This window comes from Dyadobacter sp. HNCC25DJ183, from assembly GCF_056895175.1.
On sequence record NZ_JBXHAP010000001.1, the window covers coordinates 771,113 to 790,649 of the forward strand.

The window sequence follows — 19,537 nt, forward strand, 5'->3', positions numbered from 1 at the left end:
ACGATTGAATCAAGATAACAAAAACATCCACAGCAAACCTCGGCCGACTCAAAGCTGGCTTTGTGCCACTTCCGCATTGCGTTCCTCCCCGAACGAAATACCCGTTATTTCCTCACTCCATTTCCAGAGCTTTTTGGCATTTGTTTCATCCAGTGAATACAATTTGACCCCGCGCTGCGTTTCTCCTGCATTCCCTTCCAGGCTCAGCTCAGCTACGTCCGCATCCTCGCAGTAAACACCCCCGATATGATCAAGCAGCGGACTTGTGGCGCACCAGATCGTTGTGGCTGCACCCTGTGGGACCGTTTTCAGAGAGGCAGCTACTTCGGGCAACAAGTTACCCTCTGCATCCATAAAGCCCATTTGCTGAAAAAGCTCCAACGAAGCCTCCCGGCCAAGCTCCGTACCATGAATGGAACCTGGATGCAGCGAATATGACCTCACACCGAACGCTTTTCCGAAGTGGTCAAGTTCGAGCGCAAATAAGTTACTGGCCGTTTTCGATTGTCCGTACGCTTGCAGGGTTTCGTAGGCACGATGCAGGAAATTGGGATCTTCAAAGTCAAAAGGCGCCATCTGGTGACCCAGGGAAGATACATTGATAACCCTGGCACCGCGCGCCCTGACCAGCGCAGGCCACAACCTCGCAGTGAGATGAAATGCGCCGAGGTAGTTGGTGGCCAGCTGCGACTCGATCCCGCGGCTGTCGCGCCGCAGCGGTACCCACATAATACCCGCGTTGTTGATCAGCAGGTGGAGCGGCCGCCCGCTTGCCAGAAAAGCAGCCGCAAATGCATCGATCGAATCCGGGTCCATGAAATCGATTTCCCCTAATTCCACATTCGGAATGCCTGCCAGATTTCTCCTTGCCTTTTCCACGTCCCTGGCCGGAACGATCACAGTAGCTCCGGCCGCTGCCAAAACTCTGGTGGTTTCCAGTCCGATACCCGCATTACCGCCGGTCACGATCGCGGTTTTTCCTGTGAGATCGATGCCGCTGATTACCTCACCTGCTGTCGATGCTGCATGGAAGCCTGAATTTAATTTCCGCTGTAAAGCGCCCTGATAATTGCTTTGTCCCATTTGAGGTTTTGTTTAAAAGTGATAGGACAAAATTACCCGGTGCGCGCCGACCGCATTTTGTTAGGAACGTCAATTTACTTTGTTAAGAACGTCACCGATTTTGACAATACCCGATTGTTTTACACATTTGAGGCTGACGTTGCTCCGCAGCCTTGCACTTTTTACCATCTAAACCCATTCGTATGAAGGTCCTGTTCTTTTCTGCCAAACCTTATGACAAGCAGTTTTTCAATGCCTACAACCAGTCTTTTGGTTTTGAAATTGAATACCTGGAAACCCATTTGGGGCCGCATATCGTCAATGCAGTTCAGGATGAAAAGGCGGTTTGTGTTTTTGTAAATGACAAGGTCAATGCGGAGGTAATTGGTGTTTTGGCTGAAAAGGGCGTCAAGATCATAGCATTGCGTTGTGCAGGCTTTAATAATGTCAACCTGGAAGCAGCCCGGTCGCACGGGATCAAAGTTTGCCGCGTACCTGAGTATTCCCCCCAGGCAGTTGCGGAACATACCGTGGCCATGCTGCTCACCCTCAACCGGAAAACGCATAAAGCTTACAACCGGGTTCGGGAACAAAACTTCTCCCTGAACGGGTTGCTGGGTTTCAATCTTTTTGGCAAAACAGTTGGCGTGATCGGTACCGGGAAAATCGGCAGTGCGTTCTGCCACATCATGAAAGGTTTTGGCTGCAAAGTGATCGCCCACGATCTTTACCCGAACGAAGCGCTTAAAAATGCAGGAGTCGAATATGCGCCGCTCGATGAGGTACTGGCTACCAGCGATATCATTTCACTGCATTGCCCGCTGAACGGGGATACGCATTATATGATCAACGAGCAGTCACTCGGGATCATGAAAAAGGGTGTAACATTGATCAACACAAGCCGCGGCGGATTGATCAACACCGCCGATGTGATACAGGCTTTGAAAAACAAGCACGTGGCTTACCTCGGTATTGACGTGTACGAACAGGAGGATAAACTGTTTTTTAAAGATCTTTCAGGCAGCATTATCGAGGACGATACCATTCAGCGTCTGATGAGCTTCCCGAATGTGCTTGTAACCGCGCACCAGGCGTTTTTCACCGAAGAAGCACTGTCTGAAATTGCGCAGGTCACCCTGAAAAGCATTGATCAGCTCAGCAAAGGTGAGACACTGGAAAATCAGGCAGTGCTTCTTGTATAAACAGAAATAAGGGTCGGGACTTAGCTTACGCGCCGGTACACCGTTTCAGTCGCCATATCTTCCTGGCCTTCCGGTGAGATATTGTATGCAGTTATGGTAAGCTGGTCGGGTTCATTGAGCCGTACCACCGTGCGCCAGCCCCAGGGAACAGGGATACCCGGACCGCCATAAGCGCCCAGCACGGAAAACCCGTGCTCGACTGAGCTGCCTTCGGAAAGCATGATCGCAGTGCCCATGTGAAAGCTGTCCACCCAGGCGACCTGGAATTTTTCATTGCCAATGTCGTACCCGATCGTCGCTGAACCTTCAAACGGCTTGCCTGTCAGAGTACCCTCGTACTGGTACAACAGGAACCTCCCACCCAGGATAGGCTGGATACTGCCCGACATAGGTGATTCGTCGGCGAGTACGCCGGGCTCAAACCAGGTCTTGGTAACACCCTCCCACTTCCCGACCATGGCATGGATGTGCTGGTGAATGCCGGATTCCAGTGAGATCTCGAATTTGGACTTGCTCATATTGGCTGTTTATATCATTTTTCAAAACAAAAATAAGAATATAAGCTGCACCAACACTTAGCAGTAGAATGGAAAATACAAGCTCTTTCTTAACTTCCGCCGCTAACCCATTTTCATCAAACCATACGCCCATTCACCAAAATGCCCTACCTCACTGCTATGCATCGGGAAAGCGAAGTTTTGCGTCGGGTGTCCGAGGGTGACGAGCGTGCTTTTGCTGCGCTTTTCAATCACTACCACCAGCGGCTGGGCATGCATATCTACCGCATTACCAGGTCAGAAGAGCTGGCAGCGGAAGTAGTACAAGATGTTTTTCTCAAAATATGGCTCAACAAAGAACTGCTTGCGGAGGTGGATAATTTCCCGGTATACCTCTATGTCATTTCCAAGAACGCGGCATTGAATTGCCTGAAAAAAGCGGCCAGCGAAAGCGCCAGGATCGTGGATGTGGATCTGCATTCGGAACATTTCCCGGTGGCGGATACCATTGAGGAAGACCACCGCTACCTGCTGATCGACGAGGCGATAGACCTCCTCCCGCCACAACAAAAACAGGTGTACCTGCTGAGCCGCCACCAGCGCCTCTCCTATGCGGAGATTGCCGCGCAGATGAATATTTCCAGGGAGACCGTGAAGAAATATCTGCAGATCGCAACTGAATCGATTTCTTCACACATACGTAACAAACTGATAATAAGCTTCCTGCTCGCAGCTCATTATTTTTTTTCAAAATAATTCCATTTCAATAGCCCCTTTTCGGCTACCCGGTTTGTCCTGTTGGTGAAGTTCGACAATCAACTGATAATGGATCATACCGAACGCAGGTTGCAGGACCTGTTTGACCGCTACTACCACGGGAATGCCACCGAAGATGAGACGCAGGAGCTGATGGACCTGGTTCGTGCCGGTCGGCATGATGCACTTCTGGAACAGTATCTCAAAAACAACTGGCTGGAACAGACAGGCAATGAGACACTTTTTACAGAGGAAAAAAGCAATGCAATGCTGAGCGCAATCCTGGATGCAGCCAGCCAGCAAGCCGCTCCCGCGAAAAAGGTGGTACGCCTTAACTGGCTGCGCTACGCCGCCGCGGCGATGCTCGTGCTCACCGGTTTGGGGATCTGGTACAATGCTAAAAACAGCTTGAAAGACAGCGTTTCCGTGGCGGCCATTTCTCATCCGGCCGACGTAAAGCCGGGCGGCAACAAAGCGCTGCTCACCCTCTCCGACGGCTCGGCGATTGCGCTGGACCAGGTAGAAAGCGGCTTCGTGGCGCGACAAGGGAATGCGGAGATCAGGAAAACGCAGGAGGGTATCCTGGTGTATAATGCAAAAGCAGATGAACGAACCGGCACGATCAGCATGAACACGCTGTCGACCCCAAAAGGCGGCCAGTACCAGGTGCGCCTGCCCGACGGCAGCAAGGTTTGGCTGAATGCGTCCTCGTCCATCCGGTTCCCGTCGGCATTTGCAGCCTCGGAACGGAAGGTTGAAATTACCGGCGAAGCCTACTTCGAAGTGGCCAAAGACAAGAGCAAACCATTCAGGGTGAAGTTCAACCAATCGGAAGTACTGGTACTTGGCACGAGCTTCAACATCATGGCGTACCCTGAGGAAGGCGCTTCCAAAACAACGCTCGTGGAAGGTTCTGTCGACATTAAGAATGTGGGTCAGAATGCCCGCCTCAAACCCGGCCAGCAGGCTGCGATCCTGGTTACGGGGCAGATCAAAACAAAGTACACACCTGTTGAAGAGGCCGTCGCGTGGAAAAACGGCGAGTTCTATTTCCAGGATGCGAGTGTGGAAGAAGTAATGCGCCAGCTTTCACGCTGGTATGATGTCGGGATCAATTACAATGGAAAAATCCCCCTGAAACAGTTCACGGGGCGCGTGTCGCGACAGGTTAGCTTGTCGGAGATTGTAGGTATGCTCCGGTATGCGGGTGTCAACTGCAAGCTCGATAACAAGCAGATCATCATCGACCAGTAAGCGCGTATATAGTATTACGTTTAAACTATCCTAAACCTTTAATTTTTATGAAAAACCACTACTTACCCTGCGTGGCAGGTCGTAAGCGGCCTTATCTTGCTGCCCAAATTTGTATCGCGATGACCCGGATAATGCTTTTGCTGATCGTAACACTCTCGCAGGTCACGGCTGATGGTTTCAGCCAGAAGATTTCGATCCATGCGAAAAACACACCGCTGAAAAGCGTCCTGAAAACGATTGAGAAGCAAACGAACTACCTTTTTCTGTACGACAAGCTCGACTTGCCCGAGGGCCAGAAGGTTTCGGTGCAGGTGAAGAATGCAGATATCGACCAGACGCTCGGCGCTGTGTTCCAGGACCTTCCGGTTTCCTACAAGATTTTCAATCAGAACATTGTCCTGAAAGCGGTTCCCAGAAGGCAGCCGCAGGAAAATCTGATGCCCGTAAAAACGCCGGAGATCAAACCGAACATCCAGCTCAATTACCGGAGCATTGAAGAACCGCCGCACAATCTCGACCGGCTGATCCGCGGACGGGTAACCGACGAAAACGGCAATCCTTTCCCTGGCGTGAGCATTCTCGTGAAAAACACGCAGAACGGGACTACCTCCGATGCTAACGGAGAATTCAGGCTGAATGTACCTGAAACAGCGCAGGAACAGCTGGTTTTGATCGCCAGTTTTGTGGGTTATAAAAGTCAGGAAATTGCAGTAGGCAGCAGACAGGAAATCAGTTTCGGCATGTCGGTGGATACCAAGTCGCTCAATGACGTAGTCGTAGTCGGCTACGGTACCCAGAATAAAAGCAGCATAACAGGCTCGGTGGCCTCGCTGCCGATGAAAAGCATTTCGAATCAGCCGGTTACCAGCCTCGACCAGGCGCTGGGCGGACAAATTGCGGGGGTGAATGTGGCGCAAACCAAAGGCGCGCCGGGCGGAGGTGTATCAGTGCGTGTGCGGGGAACAGGTTCGATCGGGGCCGGAAACGAGCCGCTTTATGTGATTGACGGTTTTCCGGTATCTGCCGATTTCAATGGCAGCTTCAATGCACTTTCTACCATCAACCCCAGCGACATTGAATCCATCGAGATATTAAAAGATGCTTCTGCGGCGGCCATTTACGGTTCGCGGGGAAGTAACGGGGTAGTACTGGTCACTACCAAGCGCGGCAAGTCGGGCAAATCGGTGGTTCAGTTTGATGCTTACTTTGGTGTTCAGGAAGTAGCGAACAAGATTGAAATGCTGGACGCCAGCGAATATGCAATGTACAATACCGAGGCGCGGAACAATGCGTGGGTAGACCGCGGCGGCAAGGCAACAGATCCAAACAGCGCGCGACCGGCCAATTTACAGATCCCTGAAATGTTCCAGAACCCGCAGTCGCTCGGCAAGGGTACCGACTGGCAAGATGAGGTTTTTGTAACTGCGCCCATTCAAAATTACCAGCTCTCGGTGGCAGGTGGAACTGACAAAACGCAGCTTTTTATGTCAGGCGCGTATTTCCGCCAGGATGGTATCGTGATGAATACGGGCTTCGACCGCTACTCGGCACGCATTAACCTCGATCACCGCGTTTCCAAAAACGTGAAGGTTGGAATGAACTTATCGCCTTCGTTTTCGTCAAACAAGCTGCTGCCGGTAGAAGATCAGGTATTCACTGGCGGGATACTCGGCTCGGCGCTTTCGCTCCCTCCTACTGTGCCTGTTTACAACGCCGACGGTTCGTTTACTACTTTACTGGGGCCTTCGCCTTATAACATTGGTGTGATTGACAACCCGGTTGCGATTGCCAGCAAAATCAAAGACAAAAAGAGCTTCTTCCGCACGCTGGGTAATGTGTATGCGGAGATCGATATCATTGACGGCCTGAAATTCCGTACATCCTTCGGTCTGGACTATGCCGATTCACGACAAGCCGCTTTCTACCCGTCCAACCTGGGCTGGAATGGAGTACCTGCGCCGGTACAAGCCCGTGCCACGGCAAGCAGTATCCGCGACCTGAACTGGCTCAATGAGAATATCCTGACCTATAAAAAGACCTTTAACGATAAACACGAGCTCGACATCCTGGCTGGTTTTACGTCCCAAAAAGCCAAATCTGAGTACTCCTCCATGTCTGCTACCAACTTCCCGACTGACCTTGTACCTACCCTCAATGCAGGCCAGGTTACTGCGGGCGGAACGGGCATTTCGGAATGGTCGCTGCTCTCGTACCTCGGTCGTGTTAACTACACTTTTGCAAGCAAGTACCTGCTTTCTGCGACGATCCGCCGCGATGGTTCTTCCCGCTTCGGCGCGCGCAACAAATGGGGTACATTCCCGTCTGCTTCGGTGGGCTGGTACCTGTCGGAAGAAGAATTCATGAAAGGCCAGCAAGTGGTAACAGACCTGAAATTCCGTGCGAGCTATGGATTGGCGGGTAACAACACGATCGGTAACTACAATCACATTGGTTTGCTTTCCAACCGCCGGTACAGCCTGGGCGCGGGTACCGGTACTGTGGCTTACGGATTATATCCCGGCTCGATCACCAACGAGCAGCTGGGCTGGGAAATGATGCACCAGATGGATATCGGGATTGACTTTGGTATTTTAAGAAACAGGCTGACATTTACAATTGATTATTACAACAAAAACACGACCGACCTGCTGCTGAATGTACCGGTACCTGCCTCCACAGGCTACGAAACCGCGCTGCAAAATATTGGCAAGCTCAATAATAAAGGCTGGGAATTTAGTGTGAGCTCCAAAAATTTCACCGGCGCATTCAAATGGTCTACCAACTTCAATATTTCTTTTAACAAAAATAAAGTGGTCAGGCTGGGTCCTTCGGGTAATGCGATTATCTCGAAAAGTCCTTCTTTCAGTCCAAATACACACATTACAAAAATCGGCTCGCCAATCGGAAGCTTCTGGGGGTATGATGCGATCGGTGTGTACCGTGATGCGGAAGATGTAAAGAACAGTCCGGTGGTACAGGGAAGCACAGGTTCCCGCCCGGGTGACCTCAAATTCCGCGACATTGATGGCGACGGCGTGATCACTCCAAGTGACGTCACGATCATCGGCGACAACAGTCCCGACTTTTTCTACGGTATCACCAATAATTTCAGCTACGGTCGCCTGAACCTCAGCATTCTGGCCGACGGTGTGCAGGGTATCCAGCTGCTGAACGGATCGCGCAGAAACATCGGTCTGGTGAATGGAAGTTACAGCCGCAAGGATGTACTTGGCCGCTGGCAGTCGCCCGAAAACCCCGGTGACGGCCGCACGCCACGCGCCAATGTGTCGCCTACGGGAGGGAACGTAAGCTACGTTTCGAGCCTGCTTGTTGAAGACGCTTCGTTCTTCCGCATCCGGAACGTGAACCTGCGTTATGCCTTGCCTGAGAAAGCCGCCAAAGCCATTTTCATGCAGCAGGCAAGCGTAAGTCTTTCGGTACAAAATGCATTGACTTTTACCAAATACCTGGGTTATAACCCTGAGCAAAGCCTGAATGGAAGCAGCTCGCTGACACCCGGCGTGGATTTCAACGGCTACCCGCTGGCACGTACCTACACCCTCGGCGTAAACCTCACATTTTAACTAAACCCGACATGAAACTTCATAAAATAACACTTGCCTCACTGGTCTTTTTATCTGCCGGCTGCACCGATTTCCTTGATCTTTCGCCAAGAGATACGGCCAACGTGGGTAATTTCTACAAGAATGCCTCCGATATGCAGGCAGCGCTCACGGCGGCTTACGGCATGCTGGCCTCGCCGGGAGAATATGGGTATGCCTACTACAATGTTTCCGAAGTAAGGTCTGACAATACGATGAACTGGGAAGGCGGCGGAAACCTGCCCGATGCGGAGCTGGACCAGTTTAAGATGTCGTCGACAAACGAGATTATCCGCCTGATGTGGATCGATACTTACCGGGGTATCCTCGCCTGCAATGCGGTGCTGGACCATATTGGTGGGGCAACAATGGACGACGCAACGCGCCAGCGCTTTATAGGAGAAGCGAAATTCCTGCGTGCGCTGATGTACTTCAATATGGTACGTACATTTGGCGATGTGCCGCTGGTGTTGTCTGAGACCAAATCCGTGGACGAAGGTTACAGCCAGGCGCGCGTGCCACAGTCGGAAGTTTACGCGCAGATTATCACAGACCTGACTGAGGCTGCGGCGCAGCTGCCGCTTACCTACTCGGGAAATGATGTTGGAAGGGCGACGAAAGGCGCTGCCAAGGCATTGCTCGGGAAGGTATATCTCACGGTACGGGATTATGCCAAAGCGCGGGATATCCTGAAAGAAGTGATTGCGCAGGGTACTTATAAGCTGCTTGACGATTACGCTGCATTGTGGCCGGTCGCGAATGCGAACAATCAGGAATCGATTTTTGAGGTTCAGTTTAAAAAAGGCGGAACGGGCACGGGAAGCAGCTTTTACAACAACTTTTCACCCCGTAACTCGGGCAGCTCGGTGATCCAGATCGGATTTGCAGGCGGACGCAACATTCCTACCACCGACCTGATCAATGCCTACGAAACCGGCGATGCTAGAAAGGCAGCCTCGCTGGCAGTGGGTTACACGGACAATACGACGGGCAAGTTCGTTGCCGATCCCTACACCTTGAAATACCGCGATACACCGTTTGCCGAAGGCGATGCTGACAACAACTGGGTCGTTTTGAGATATGCGGACGTGCTCCTGATGTACGCCGAGGCGATCAATGAAGCCGGCAATGGAGCTACTGCCGAAGCTTACGAGGCTGTCAATGCGGTTAGAAAGCGTGCCAGGCTGGCGGTATTGCCTGCTGGCCTGTCGAAAGCTGCCTTTGCACTTGCGATAGAGCACGAGCGGCAGGTGGAGCTTGCTTTTGAAGGCCACCGCTGGTTTGACCTGGTGCGCACGGGCCGCGAGGTAGCTGTGATGAATGCACATTTCAATGCACCGGTAGTCGCCGAATTCAATGCTGTGTTCCCGATCCCGCAAACGCAGATCGATGTGAACCCTGCGGGAATTAAACAAAATCCAGGCTATACTTTTTAAATGAGCTGATGTTATGAAATGGAAATTGAGTCACTTATTGTCGTTGGTGCCGGGCGGCCGGACCGTCATTTATAGTCATTTGTTGTTCTTGGTTGCGGGTGCATTTGGTAATTTCTCTTTTGGGAAAAATGCACTTCATACTTTGGCTGATACCGTAATTACGCCAAAAGTTTTTATCAATACGGGCTTTGAAAATGCATCTCCCATGAACTGGGAAATCGATGCGGAAGGGCGGGTACTTGGCAGCCTGGTTTATGACCACGAACGTTTTGCACACAACCGTGCCAACAACCACTGGCATTTCAGAGTGGAGGCGCAAACGGGAATGGAGGTGACGGTGATCCTCCAAAACTTCGATAACATCTGGAACAATACCCACGCCAGCCCGATCTCGAAACAATCGCCTATCGTGGTTTCCTTTGACAACAAAACCTGGGAAACGCGCCCGGCGGAATTCCTGCCCGACAACCGCCTGCAGATCAAGCTGAAAATGAATGGGCCGAGTGTTTACATTGCAAGTATCGAACCCTACCGCATCAGCGATCTGGACCGGTTCTTGGCCAAAATCAAAAGTAACAAGCTGGTAAAAGTGGAACGCATCGGACAAACTGCCGAGGGCCGCTCCCTTGAAATCATCACAGTCGGAAACGAAAAGGCGCCTAAAAAGCTCTTCCTCCGCGGTCGCGCGCACGCCTTTGAAGCTGGCGGTAACTGGACACTCGAAGGTTTTGTCAACAGGCTTTTACAAAATGATGAGGCGTCGAAAAGATGGCTGAAAAGATACTGTGTGTACATTTTACCAATGGCCAATAAAGACGGGGTAGCTCGTGGGAAAACGCGCTTTAATGCAAATGGATACGACCTCAACCGCAAATGGGACAAGCCCGCAGACTCGCTGATCGCGCCCGAAAACTTTTATCTTGAAAAGTGGCTGCGTAAAATGGTCGACGAAAAGAAAAAGCCCGATCTCGCGCTGGATGTACACAATGACAATGGCGGCAACCTGCACGTAAGTCGCCCCGACGGCGATATCCGGGCCTATCTTGCTAACATGGCCAGGCTGGATACACTTTTAAGAAAGCATACCTGGTATACCGAGGGCGCCACCAAGCCCGGCTTCCGCAACCCGGGCACTTTGGGAGAAGGTTTTATGGAAAGGTTCGGTATCGAAGCCGCCGTTTATGAGCTCAATTACGAATGGGTGGAAGGTTTGAAGAAAGCGCCGGTTGCCAAAGACTGGCTGTTGCTGGGAAGCCAGCTGCCGAATGTCTTTTATGATTATTTCGAAGACCGCCCGGCGAAATGAAAAAGTGGATCTTTGGCTCCTGCGTGGTAGCTGCCGGGTTGGCGACCTGCCTGTTTTCGGCAGGCTACCGCGCGATCAGAAGCGACTTTCCCGCGAGTTTTGAAACTGAAAAATACGAGCTCGACTCGACGCTCCTGAAACTGGAAACCGTGGCCACCGACCTGAATGTGGTGTGGGATATGGCGTGGGGACCTGACAACTGGATCTGGTTTACGGACCATGACGGAAAAGTAAGCAGGCTCAACCCGAAGACAGGCCAGGTAGTCGACATTTTACAGATTGAAGATTATTACCGAAAGCGGCTGGGGCTGATGAGCATGGTACTGCACCCCGATTGGCAGAAACACCCGCACGTGTTCATCAATTACAGCCACATTCAAAGCGACTCGGCGATTGTATCGAAGCTGGTGCGCTATACTTACAATGGCAAAAAGCTGGTGGAACCCAGGCTGCTGTACCAGATTCCCGGCTACCTGGGCCACAACGGATCGAGACTGGTGATCAGTAAAGACAGGAAAATCCTCTGGGCAACAGGCGATCTGAAACACAAGGAAACGATCCAGAATCCGGCATTTGCCAATGGAAAAGTGCTTCGCCTCAACCTCGACGGTAGTATTCCCAAAGATAACCCCTACCCCGGCAGTCCCGCCTGGGCGATGGGCTTCCGTGTGCCGCAGGGACTTACCTATTCAGCCAACGGAAATCTCTTCATCGCCGAGCACGGTGACGCAACAGACGACGAGGTGAACCTGGTGCAAAGAAGAAAAAGCTACGGCTGGCCTGCCATCGCAGGGTTTTGCGACCTGCCCGAAGAGCGCGACAACTGCCCCGACTCGGCTGTTGCGCCGGTGAAAGCATGGACGCCCACGATTGCGCCTGCCGGAATGGATTATTATAAAGGCAGTATCCCCGAATGGAACAATGCATTGCTGCTCACGACCCTGAAAGACCAGAGTCTGCGCGTGCTTAAACTGGACGCGAAGCAGCAGAAAGTTATCGGTGAGGACATTGTTTTCAGCAAAAAGTACGGCAGGCTGCGCGATGTGTGCGTTTCACCTTCGGGCGAGATTTACATTTCAACCAGCAACCGCGACTGGAACCCGGCCCCTAACTTCCCGATCAAGACCGACGACCGCATTATCCGGATCACCCGCGCCGGTACTATCCCGAAATCTGCCCGGAATGCCGGTAAGAACACGCAAAAAGAAGTAGGCAACGCTGCTTCCTTGTATGTGAACTTCTGCGAGTCCTGTCACAAGGCGGACGGAAAAGGTGTACCAGGGTCGTTTCCCTCGCTTGTCACATCCAGGCGGCTTGCCGGAGAAAAGGATGCATTGATCCGCTTTATCCTGAAAGGGTCGCAATCACCGACCGGCGAGGCAATGCCCGCATTTGGTTTTATGACGGACGCGCAGCTTGCCGCAGTAAGCAGCTACGCAAGGAGACAATTCGCAAAAATCCCTGATGAAATCAGCGAGGCAGATGTAGCGAGGGCTCGGTAGGTATTTATGTTAAATCTTGTACAAAAAAATACCACGATAGCAAATTCAACTATAATTAAGAACAAAGTCAAATTTCATTCTATTCTAAATTCATTTTGATTAAATAATAGTTCGCTTTCTTATTTTATTTCTTAATAAATCAATAATAAAACTTACCTTTAATGAAAATAGATCGGCATTTAATTGTCGGTCTATTTTTATTTAAATACTTCCCTGTTTCATATCCCGCACTTTGCTAATTGCATTCTGATCTGTAATATAAATTGATGTAAAGCTTAATGACTTTCTCACACGCGAATACATCATTATCAGCAAGTTGCAAAATTTCAGCGCTATTTTCCGCTTCTTTCTACAATACCCATAAAGCGAAAACAGTCGCTATGTAGTACAACTTCTAGTTGTTTTAGAGATGTGTCCAAATTGGCCATTTCTCCTACAACAAACTCTCCCAGTGCTGGAAAAAAACCTAGTTTTGGCAATCAAAGTAACTCGCAATGTATTTCTACATGCCACACAGTTCTTTATTGTTTTACTAGTTGAATTAGTTATGAAAACAACATCTACAAAATCGATCATGTTAAACCTGGCGCTAACGCTGGGCTTGCTAACAGCCGGTACTGGCGCCTACGCACAGTCGCTGCCGGTACTTCCATCACCAAACCACGAAACTGATCACACAGCGCTTATCAATGGGGTTGTAACAGTTAACGGAAGCGCACAACAAATTGCAGGCGTTGTAGCCAGACTGAGCCGCGTAATTCCAGGTTCGCCTGAAACGCTGGTACCTGTTTCCTACGCGATGTCCGATGCAAACGGAGCATTTACATTGACTGGTCAGCCAGGCGTTACGTACCGCATCAGCTACGAATTTCCTACCGCCGGTTTCACTGCGCCACAGGGAAATCCTTCCGAAAACTTCATACCGGCAGACGGTGCAAACACAGCCCCGAACGGTGGCATAGAGCTATTCAGAAATTTAAATACCATCACAAACTGTAATGTAACCGCACGCCAGGCAACAGACTGGACCACAACCATCCAGGTTGCCAAAGCGGTGCAAATTAATCCGAACGCTATCCTCAACAGCGTCACCGTTTTCGGTTCCACACTGGCAGCGCATCCGATGATCGAGGTTACTGCTACGACCGCCTCCAATGTGCGTGCGCTACGAATAGGTGCGGCCATTGACCTGGACGGCCCCAGCTACTTTCAGGCGCTGGAAGCAGTGAAAAACTTTGCAGGTGCCTCCCCTTCCCAGAACATTGTTCTGAATGCAGACCAGACCCTGACCTACTATGATATCAGCTCTGCAGGCACGTCAAACGAGCCACTGAGTTCAGTACCAGTGGAATATACAGGCACCGGCACTGTGCCCTTTTTAGCCAAGGCGTATGGTTCAAAAACGATCACAACAACGGGTGGAAACACTTCCAGCATGGAGCAAACCTTTGCATCTGCGGGCGTTTGTCTCACTTACACCTACAATTCTGACCCGCTTCCTGTCACATTAACTTCATTCTCGGCCACGAAATCGGGTGAAAATGTGAACGGCACGAAGCTGGAATGGAAAACAAGTGCGGAAAGTCAAAGCGACCGTTTCGAAATTCAGCGGAGTAACGATGGTAAAGCGTGGGAACAAATAGGTACCGTGCTTGCCAAAGGTGAAAGCAGCATTATCACACACTATGAATTTGCAGACGAAAACCCATTTGCTGGCGAAAACCTTTACCGCCTGAAAATGGTAGACGCAGACGGGACATTTTCTTTGAGTTCAGTAAGAAATGTCCGGTTTGAAATGACAAGTCAGGTAGTGCTGCACCCGAACCCGGTTTCGGATATGCTGACTGTCAAAAGCACCGCTTCGGACCAGGTTGCCGAGGTCATTATTTACAACCTGACAGGTATCCCGCTTTTCTCGAAAAGGGTAAACAACGGCGATAACAAGATCGATATGTCGCGCTTGTCTCCCGGCTTGTACATGGTGAAAACTGTTTCGGATAATGGATCATATAATACTCAGAAAGTGATTGTTACAAAATAAGTCCGTGCTATTAGGGACACCAATTTTAACGTTGAGTAAAATCTTACACCTCCTGAAAGTTTTTTAGGAGGTGTTTTGTACATTTTAATTAACCCACATGTTTCATTTGATTTCGCAATGAGAGTACTGATCATCGATGACCATCAACTGGTTTATCTTGGATTGAAATTAATCATCGCCGAAATCTACCCGCAATCGGAGGTATTTCAGGCATTGACATTTGAAGAAGGATTAGCGCTTTTATCCATTCAGAAACTGGATCTTATTGTACTTGATATCGGAATTCCGGATGGTGAAAATGAAAAAATGATTGCAAGAATAAATAGTATTGACAATGAGGTTCGAATTCTGATTAATACCGGGTTTGATGAAAAAATATATGCAGCAACTTATCTTCGTGCAGGGGCTGATGGATTTATTTCAAAGAATGCGGATTCCGATACTTTAAAGAGTGCATTGGTGTTAATGGCGAAGAAGAAAAAGTACATTAACCCCGAATTACTTTACAGTTCCAATAGCGAACCCAATTTAATCAGGATCAAAGGATCTGTTACATTATCACCGATAGAAGCACGCGTGGCAGAGCTGTTATTAGAAGGAAAATGGCTGAAAGAAATCGGTGCTATTCTGGATATTTCGCCTTCCACTGTCAGCACGCATAAACAAAGGATTTTCACAAAACTCAATGTAAATAATATCATTGATCTTGCGCGAAAATTCAATTTATTAAAGCGATAAAAATAGTTGGAATATGCATTGAAAGCAGCTGGCAACTCCTGAAATTTCCGCCGTCGCAGTGCTAAGCTGGTACATTCGCGCTACTTGTCTTAACTTTACCGGAATACCAACGCTTTTCAGGAATTGAAAAATAAAAAACTCATATTCGTTCTGCTGCTGGCCGCTTTTCTGGGCTATATCATTTACGATTCTACATCGCAGCCAGGTGTCACTGACCTTGCCGGCAACTTCAAAGAGGCCGCCGTTTACAGAAACGAGAACAACACCGGCCCTATCGTGCGGATTTATGCGGTGACAGTGGAAGGTACCCCCTGGGAGGAAATGGAAAAATACGGTGAACTGATGCCTTACACCAAATACGGCAGTACAACAGTGTACTTTTTTGACGCTTCCAAGCCCGCGCCCACCAAGCTGATCCCCATTGAACCGAACTTCGATCCAGATTTCAGGGCAAATTGCCTGGCCGTTTACACCAAAGACCAGAATGGCTCGGTGACTTTCAGGAAATCGCCGATGTGAACTTTTTGATGCGCGCGGGAGCATGTTATCTTATTGTTAACCCTCGCGCAGGAAGGTGATGCGACTGTAACTTTACCGGCATTAAAGCAAAATATGCCTGTAATGACCATCACGAAAATCAGTCAAGTTCTTCTATCTCTCTTTCTTTTTGCCTGCACCGGAACATACGCACAGCAACTGTCCGGCGCGTTTCCTCAGGGACATTCCCACAACGATTACCTGCAAGCCGCTCCGTTTACGCTGGCTTACCAGCAGCAATTCGGCTCTATAGAGGCCGATGTTTTTCTTCGAAATGACACCCTCTTCGTGGCGCATACTTTCAATGAGATTGAACGCGGGCGGACATTTGAAAAGCTGTACCTCGCGCCTTTGTTGCAGGTTGCGGCCAGAAATGGAGGCAGGATTTACCAGCAAAAAAAATTACAGCTGCTGGTCGACCTGAAAACATCCGGCGAGCCCACGCTTCAAGCATTAGTCAGGCTGCTTGAACCACACAAGCAGCTATTTGGTGAAGGTGGCGCAGTGACGCTGGTGATCAGCGGGAATACACCTACGCCGGAGGCATTCAGCCAATATCCCGGGTACGTACTGTTCGACGGCCGCCCCGAGGTGAGCTACACGCCTGAGCAATTACAGCGGGTTGGACTGATCAGCCAGGCTTTCGGGACCTATTCCAAATGGAATGGCAAGGGTATACCCGTGGAAGCCGACCGGGAGAAACTGCATGCAGTGATCCAAAAAGCGCATGCAGACAAAAAACCTTTCCGCTTCTGGGCGAGCCCGGATAACATCAATGCATGGAAAGTGCTGATGAACCTAGGTGCCGACTACATTAATACAGATAAGGTAACCGGGCTGGGCACTTTCCTGAATGGTCGCCACAATGCGGAGTTTAAAGCGCAGGGGTTTTACGAACCTTATAAGCCTTCCTACAGGAACAATGACAGCAAAGGAACTGTCAAAAACATCATTCTGCTGATCGGCGACGGAATGGGACTCGCGCAGATTTACGCGGGACTTACAGGGAATGCGGGCAAGCTCAACCTTGCCAATTTTCTCAACATCGGCTTCTCCAAAACAGCTTCATCGGACAATTATATTACCGATTCGGCCGCGGGCGCTACTGCATTTGCAACGGGCAAAAAGACCAGAAACCGCGCGATCGGTGTGGACTCCAACCTGGTCCCGGCCCGTTCGATCATGCGGGATTTCCAGTTTGCCGGCAAGAAAACGGCTCTGATATCATCCGGTGATATTACCGACGCAACACCGGCCAGCTTCTACGCCCACCGGCCAGAAAGAAGTATGCAGGACAGCATTGCGAAAGATTATCTCACGTGCCAGGCAGATATCCTGATCGGTGGCGGCTTTGCGCATTTCCAGCGCACGGGGGTAGTCGATTCTCTCCGGAAATCGGGCGTATCTGTTTCTGATCAATGGAAGGATCTTGCGTCGATCCGGACACCGTTTGTTCTTTTGGATGAACAGAATGCGCGCCCTATGAGCAAAGGCCGGGGTGATTTTCTTTCAGCTGCATTCAAAAAGTCGGTACAGAGCTTTGCCGGCCACAAGCCCGGATTTTTCATCATGGCCGAAGGCGCGCAGATCGATTACGGTGGTCATGCCAATATAGTGAGTTACGCGGTTACCGAAATGCTGGACTTCGACCAGCTGGTAGGAGAAGCGATGCGCTTTGCCGACAGCAACGGAGAAACCCTCGTGATCGTCACCGCAGACCACGAAACAGGCGGACTTACCCTGCTGGATGGGAATTTGCGCACGGGCTATGTTGACGGGCATTTCAGTACTGACGATCATACGGGCATTATGGTACCCGTGTTCGCCTACGGCCCGCGTTCGCTGGATTTCCGCGGGGTATACGAGAATACTGAAATTCACCAGAAGCTGATCCGCATTTTGAAGGGCAGGTAGTTACAGCATCTTGTGCACGTAAATTTTGGTTTCCCGATAGTTTGGGTAAATTTTGCTGAATGAAGCTGAGCGCAAACCATGCTCAGACAGCAATTTTTTCACTCCATTTATGAAAGGTTACCTCAACCTGTTTGACTTCTCACAAAAAATCAACTACAAAACCGAGATCCTGGCCGGCCTTACCGTGGCGATGACCATGATGCCGGAGTCGCTTTCGTTTGCAATTCTGGCGGGGCTTCCTCCCCTCGTCGGACTTTATGCTGCATTTATAATGGGGCTTATCACCGCGGTTTTCGGAGGGCGGCCGGGACTGATCTCAGGAGGTGCCGGTGCGACGGTGATCGTGCTGATCGCCTTAATGCAGTCACACGGGATCGAATATGTATTTGCGGCCGTGGCACTTGCGGGCATTGTGCAGATACTCGTCGGCGTTTTCAGGTTCGGGAAATTTATCAGACTTGTTCCGCAGCCGGTGATGTACGGATTTGTAAACGGGCTTGCGGTCATCATCTTCATGTCGCAGCTGCAACAGTTCCAAACCGTCAGCAATGGGGAAGTTACCTGGCTGAGCGGCACACCACTGCTGACCATGGCGGGCCTTGTGCTGCTTACCATCGCCATTATCATTATTTTGCCAAAATTCACAAAGGCAGTCCCGCCTTCGCTGGTGGCGATCATCATTGTATTTGCGGTTGTGCTTGGCTTTGATATCGACACCAAAACAGTGCGCGATATTGCGTCGGTGGCAGGCGGCTTTCCGCCGTTTCATATACCGCAGGTCCCGTTAACACTCGCTACCCTGCAAATCATCTTTCCTTACGCGCTGATCATGGCCGGCGTGGGTTTGACGGAAGGACTTCTCACCCTGAACCTCGTAGATGAACTGACCGCCACGCGCGGCAACAGCAACCGCGAATGCATTGCGCAGGGTACTGCCAATATCGCCAACGGGTTCTTTTTTGGAATGGGTGGCTGCCCGATGATCGCGCAGACGCTGGTTAACCTTTCAGCCGGTGCGCGTGCCAGGCTTTCGGGCGTTATCGCCTCCCTTACGATCCTGCTGATCATCCTTTTTGGTGCGCCGGTAATCGAGCTGGTACCGATGGCGGCGCTCACGGGCGTGATGATCATGGTTGCTTTCGGGACATTTGAATGGGCCAGTTTCCGGATTATCAATAAAATGCCGAAACACGATATTTTCGTGGGGATACTTGTCGCAGCGATCACGATTTACCTGCATAACCTGGCGCTTGCCGTGCTGGTGGGGGTTATTATTTCGGCCCTGGTTTTTGCGTGGGAAAGTGCCAAAAGGATCCGCGCGCAAAAATCGGTTGACGAACACGGAGTGAAGCAGTACAAAATCTATGGTCCGCTTTTCTTTGGATCGGTAACTGCATTTAACGAGAAATTCGAGATCGAGAAAGATCCGCAGGAGGTGGTCATTGACTTTTCAGAAAGTCGCGTCGCAGATATGTCGGGCATTGAAGCATTGAGCAAAATTACCGGGCGGTACCAGCAGGCAGGAAAAAAGGTACACCTGAAACACCTCAGCCCCGACTGCCGCAAGTTGCTCAGCAATGCGCAGGATGTCATTGAAGTAAATATCCTGGAAGACCCGACGTATCCGGTATCTATTTAGGTTGGTAAAATACAAATAATCAGTAAATTAGTGCATTCCCTAACCTATCTA

At 50.4% G+C, this 19,537-nt stretch carries 14 protein-coding genes; 12 read left to right on the forward strand and 2 right to left on the reverse strand.

The window, feature by feature from the left end; translation table 11 throughout:
* Positions 1 to 48 precede the first annotated feature (48 nt).
* Complete coding sequence (locus AC1XTG_RS03105) at positions 49 to 1,083, reverse strand: SDR family NAD(P)-dependent oxidoreductase (protein ID WP_484840978.1); 1,035 nt, start codon at positions 1,081 to 1,083, stop codon at positions 49 to 51.
* Positions 1,084 to 1,265: 182 nt separating this feature from the next.
* On the opposite strand from AC1XTG_RS03105, the gene AC1XTG_RS03110 reads away from it, so the two are divergent.
* Positions 1,266 to 2,264: a 2-hydroxyacid dehydrogenase gene (locus tag AC1XTG_RS03110; protein WP_484840979.1), complete on the forward strand. Its 999-nt coding sequence runs from the start codon at positions 1,266 to 1,268 to the stop codon at positions 2,262 to 2,264.
* 20 nt (positions 2,265 to 2,284) lie between these two features.
* Here the strand turns inward: AC1XTG_RS03110 and AC1XTG_RS03115 are convergent, their stop codons facing one another.
* Positions 2,285 to 2,782: a DUF1579 domain-containing protein gene (locus AC1XTG_RS03115; RefSeq protein ID WP_484840980.1), complete on the reverse strand. Its 498-nt coding sequence runs from the start codon at positions 2,780 to 2,782 to the stop codon at positions 2,285 to 2,287.
* 141 nt (positions 2,783 to 2,923) lie between these two features.
* Here AC1XTG_RS03115 and AC1XTG_RS03120 point away from each other — a divergent pair, with 141 nt between their 5' ends.
* From AC1XTG_RS03120 to AC1XTG_RS03170, 11 genes are all read left to right on the forward strand, one after another.
* Positions 2,924 to 3,517 carry an RNA polymerase sigma factor gene (locus tag AC1XTG_RS03120; RefSeq protein WP_484840981.1) on the forward strand — a complete coding sequence of 198 codons (594 nt, stop codon included), beginning with the start codon at positions 2,924 to 2,926 and terminating at the stop codon, positions 3,515 to 3,517.
* A gap of 69 nt (positions 3,518 to 3,586) precedes the next feature.
* Positions 3,587 to 4,771: a FecR family protein gene (locus AC1XTG_RS03125; protein WP_484840982.1), complete on the forward strand. Its 1,185-nt coding sequence runs from the start codon at positions 3,587 to 3,589 to the stop codon at positions 4,769 to 4,771.
* A gap of 47 nt (positions 4,772 to 4,818) precedes the next feature.
* Positions 4,819 to 8,355, forward strand: a complete 3,537-nt coding sequence (locus AC1XTG_RS03130) for a TonB-dependent receptor (RefSeq protein WP_484840983.1) — start codon at positions 4,819 to 4,821, stop codon at positions 8,353 to 8,355.
* Between the two features lie 11 nt (positions 8,356 to 8,366).
* Entirely contained in the window at positions 8,367 to 9,809 is a 1,443-nt protein-coding gene (locus AC1XTG_RS03135; protein ID WP_484840984.1) for a RagB/SusD family nutrient uptake outer membrane protein, read from the forward strand.
* A 13-nt stretch (positions 9,810 to 9,822) separates the two neighbouring features.
* Entirely contained in the window at positions 9,823 to 11,115 is a 1,293-nt protein-coding gene (locus tag AC1XTG_RS03140) for a M14-type cytosolic carboxypeptidase (protein ID WP_484840985.1), read from the forward strand.
* Positions 11,112 to 12,617 (forward strand): PQQ-dependent sugar dehydrogenase, encoded by a 1,506-nt coding sequence (locus AC1XTG_RS03145; RefSeq protein ID WP_484840986.1) that lies wholly within the window; start codon positions 11,112 to 11,114, stop codon positions 12,615 to 12,617. Before AC1XTG_RS03140 ends, AC1XTG_RS03145 begins: the two co-directional genes overlap by 4 nt.
* Before the next feature lie 547 nt (positions 12,618 to 13,164).
* A complete protein-coding gene (locus tag AC1XTG_RS03150; RefSeq protein ID WP_484840987.1) occupies positions 13,165 to 14,658 on the forward strand; it encodes a T9SS type A sorting domain-containing protein in 1,494 nt (497 codons plus the stop codon).
* A 117-nt stretch (positions 14,659 to 14,775) separates the two neighbouring features.
* Positions 14,776 to 15,396 (forward strand): response regulator transcription factor, encoded by a 621-nt coding sequence (locus AC1XTG_RS03155; protein WP_484840988.1) that lies wholly within the window; start codon positions 14,776 to 14,778, stop codon positions 15,394 to 15,396.
* Between the two features lie 123 nt (positions 15,397 to 15,519).
* Positions 15,520 to 15,915, forward strand: coding sequence for a hypothetical protein (locus tag AC1XTG_RS03160; RefSeq protein WP_484840989.1), 396 nt, complete (start codon positions 15,520 to 15,522; stop codon positions 15,913 to 15,915).
* Between the two features lie 102 nt (positions 15,916 to 16,017).
* On the forward strand, positions 16,018 to 17,847 hold the full coding sequence (locus tag AC1XTG_RS03165; protein WP_484840990.1) for an alkaline phosphatase: 1,830 nt from the start codon (positions 16,018 to 16,020) through the stop codon (positions 17,845 to 17,847).
* Between the two features lie 109 nt (positions 17,848 to 17,956).
* Entirely contained in the window at positions 17,957 to 19,486 is a 1,530-nt protein-coding gene (locus tag AC1XTG_RS03170; protein ID WP_484840991.1) for a SulP family inorganic anion transporter, read from the forward strand.
* Positions 19,487 to 19,537 lie beyond the last annotated feature (51 nt).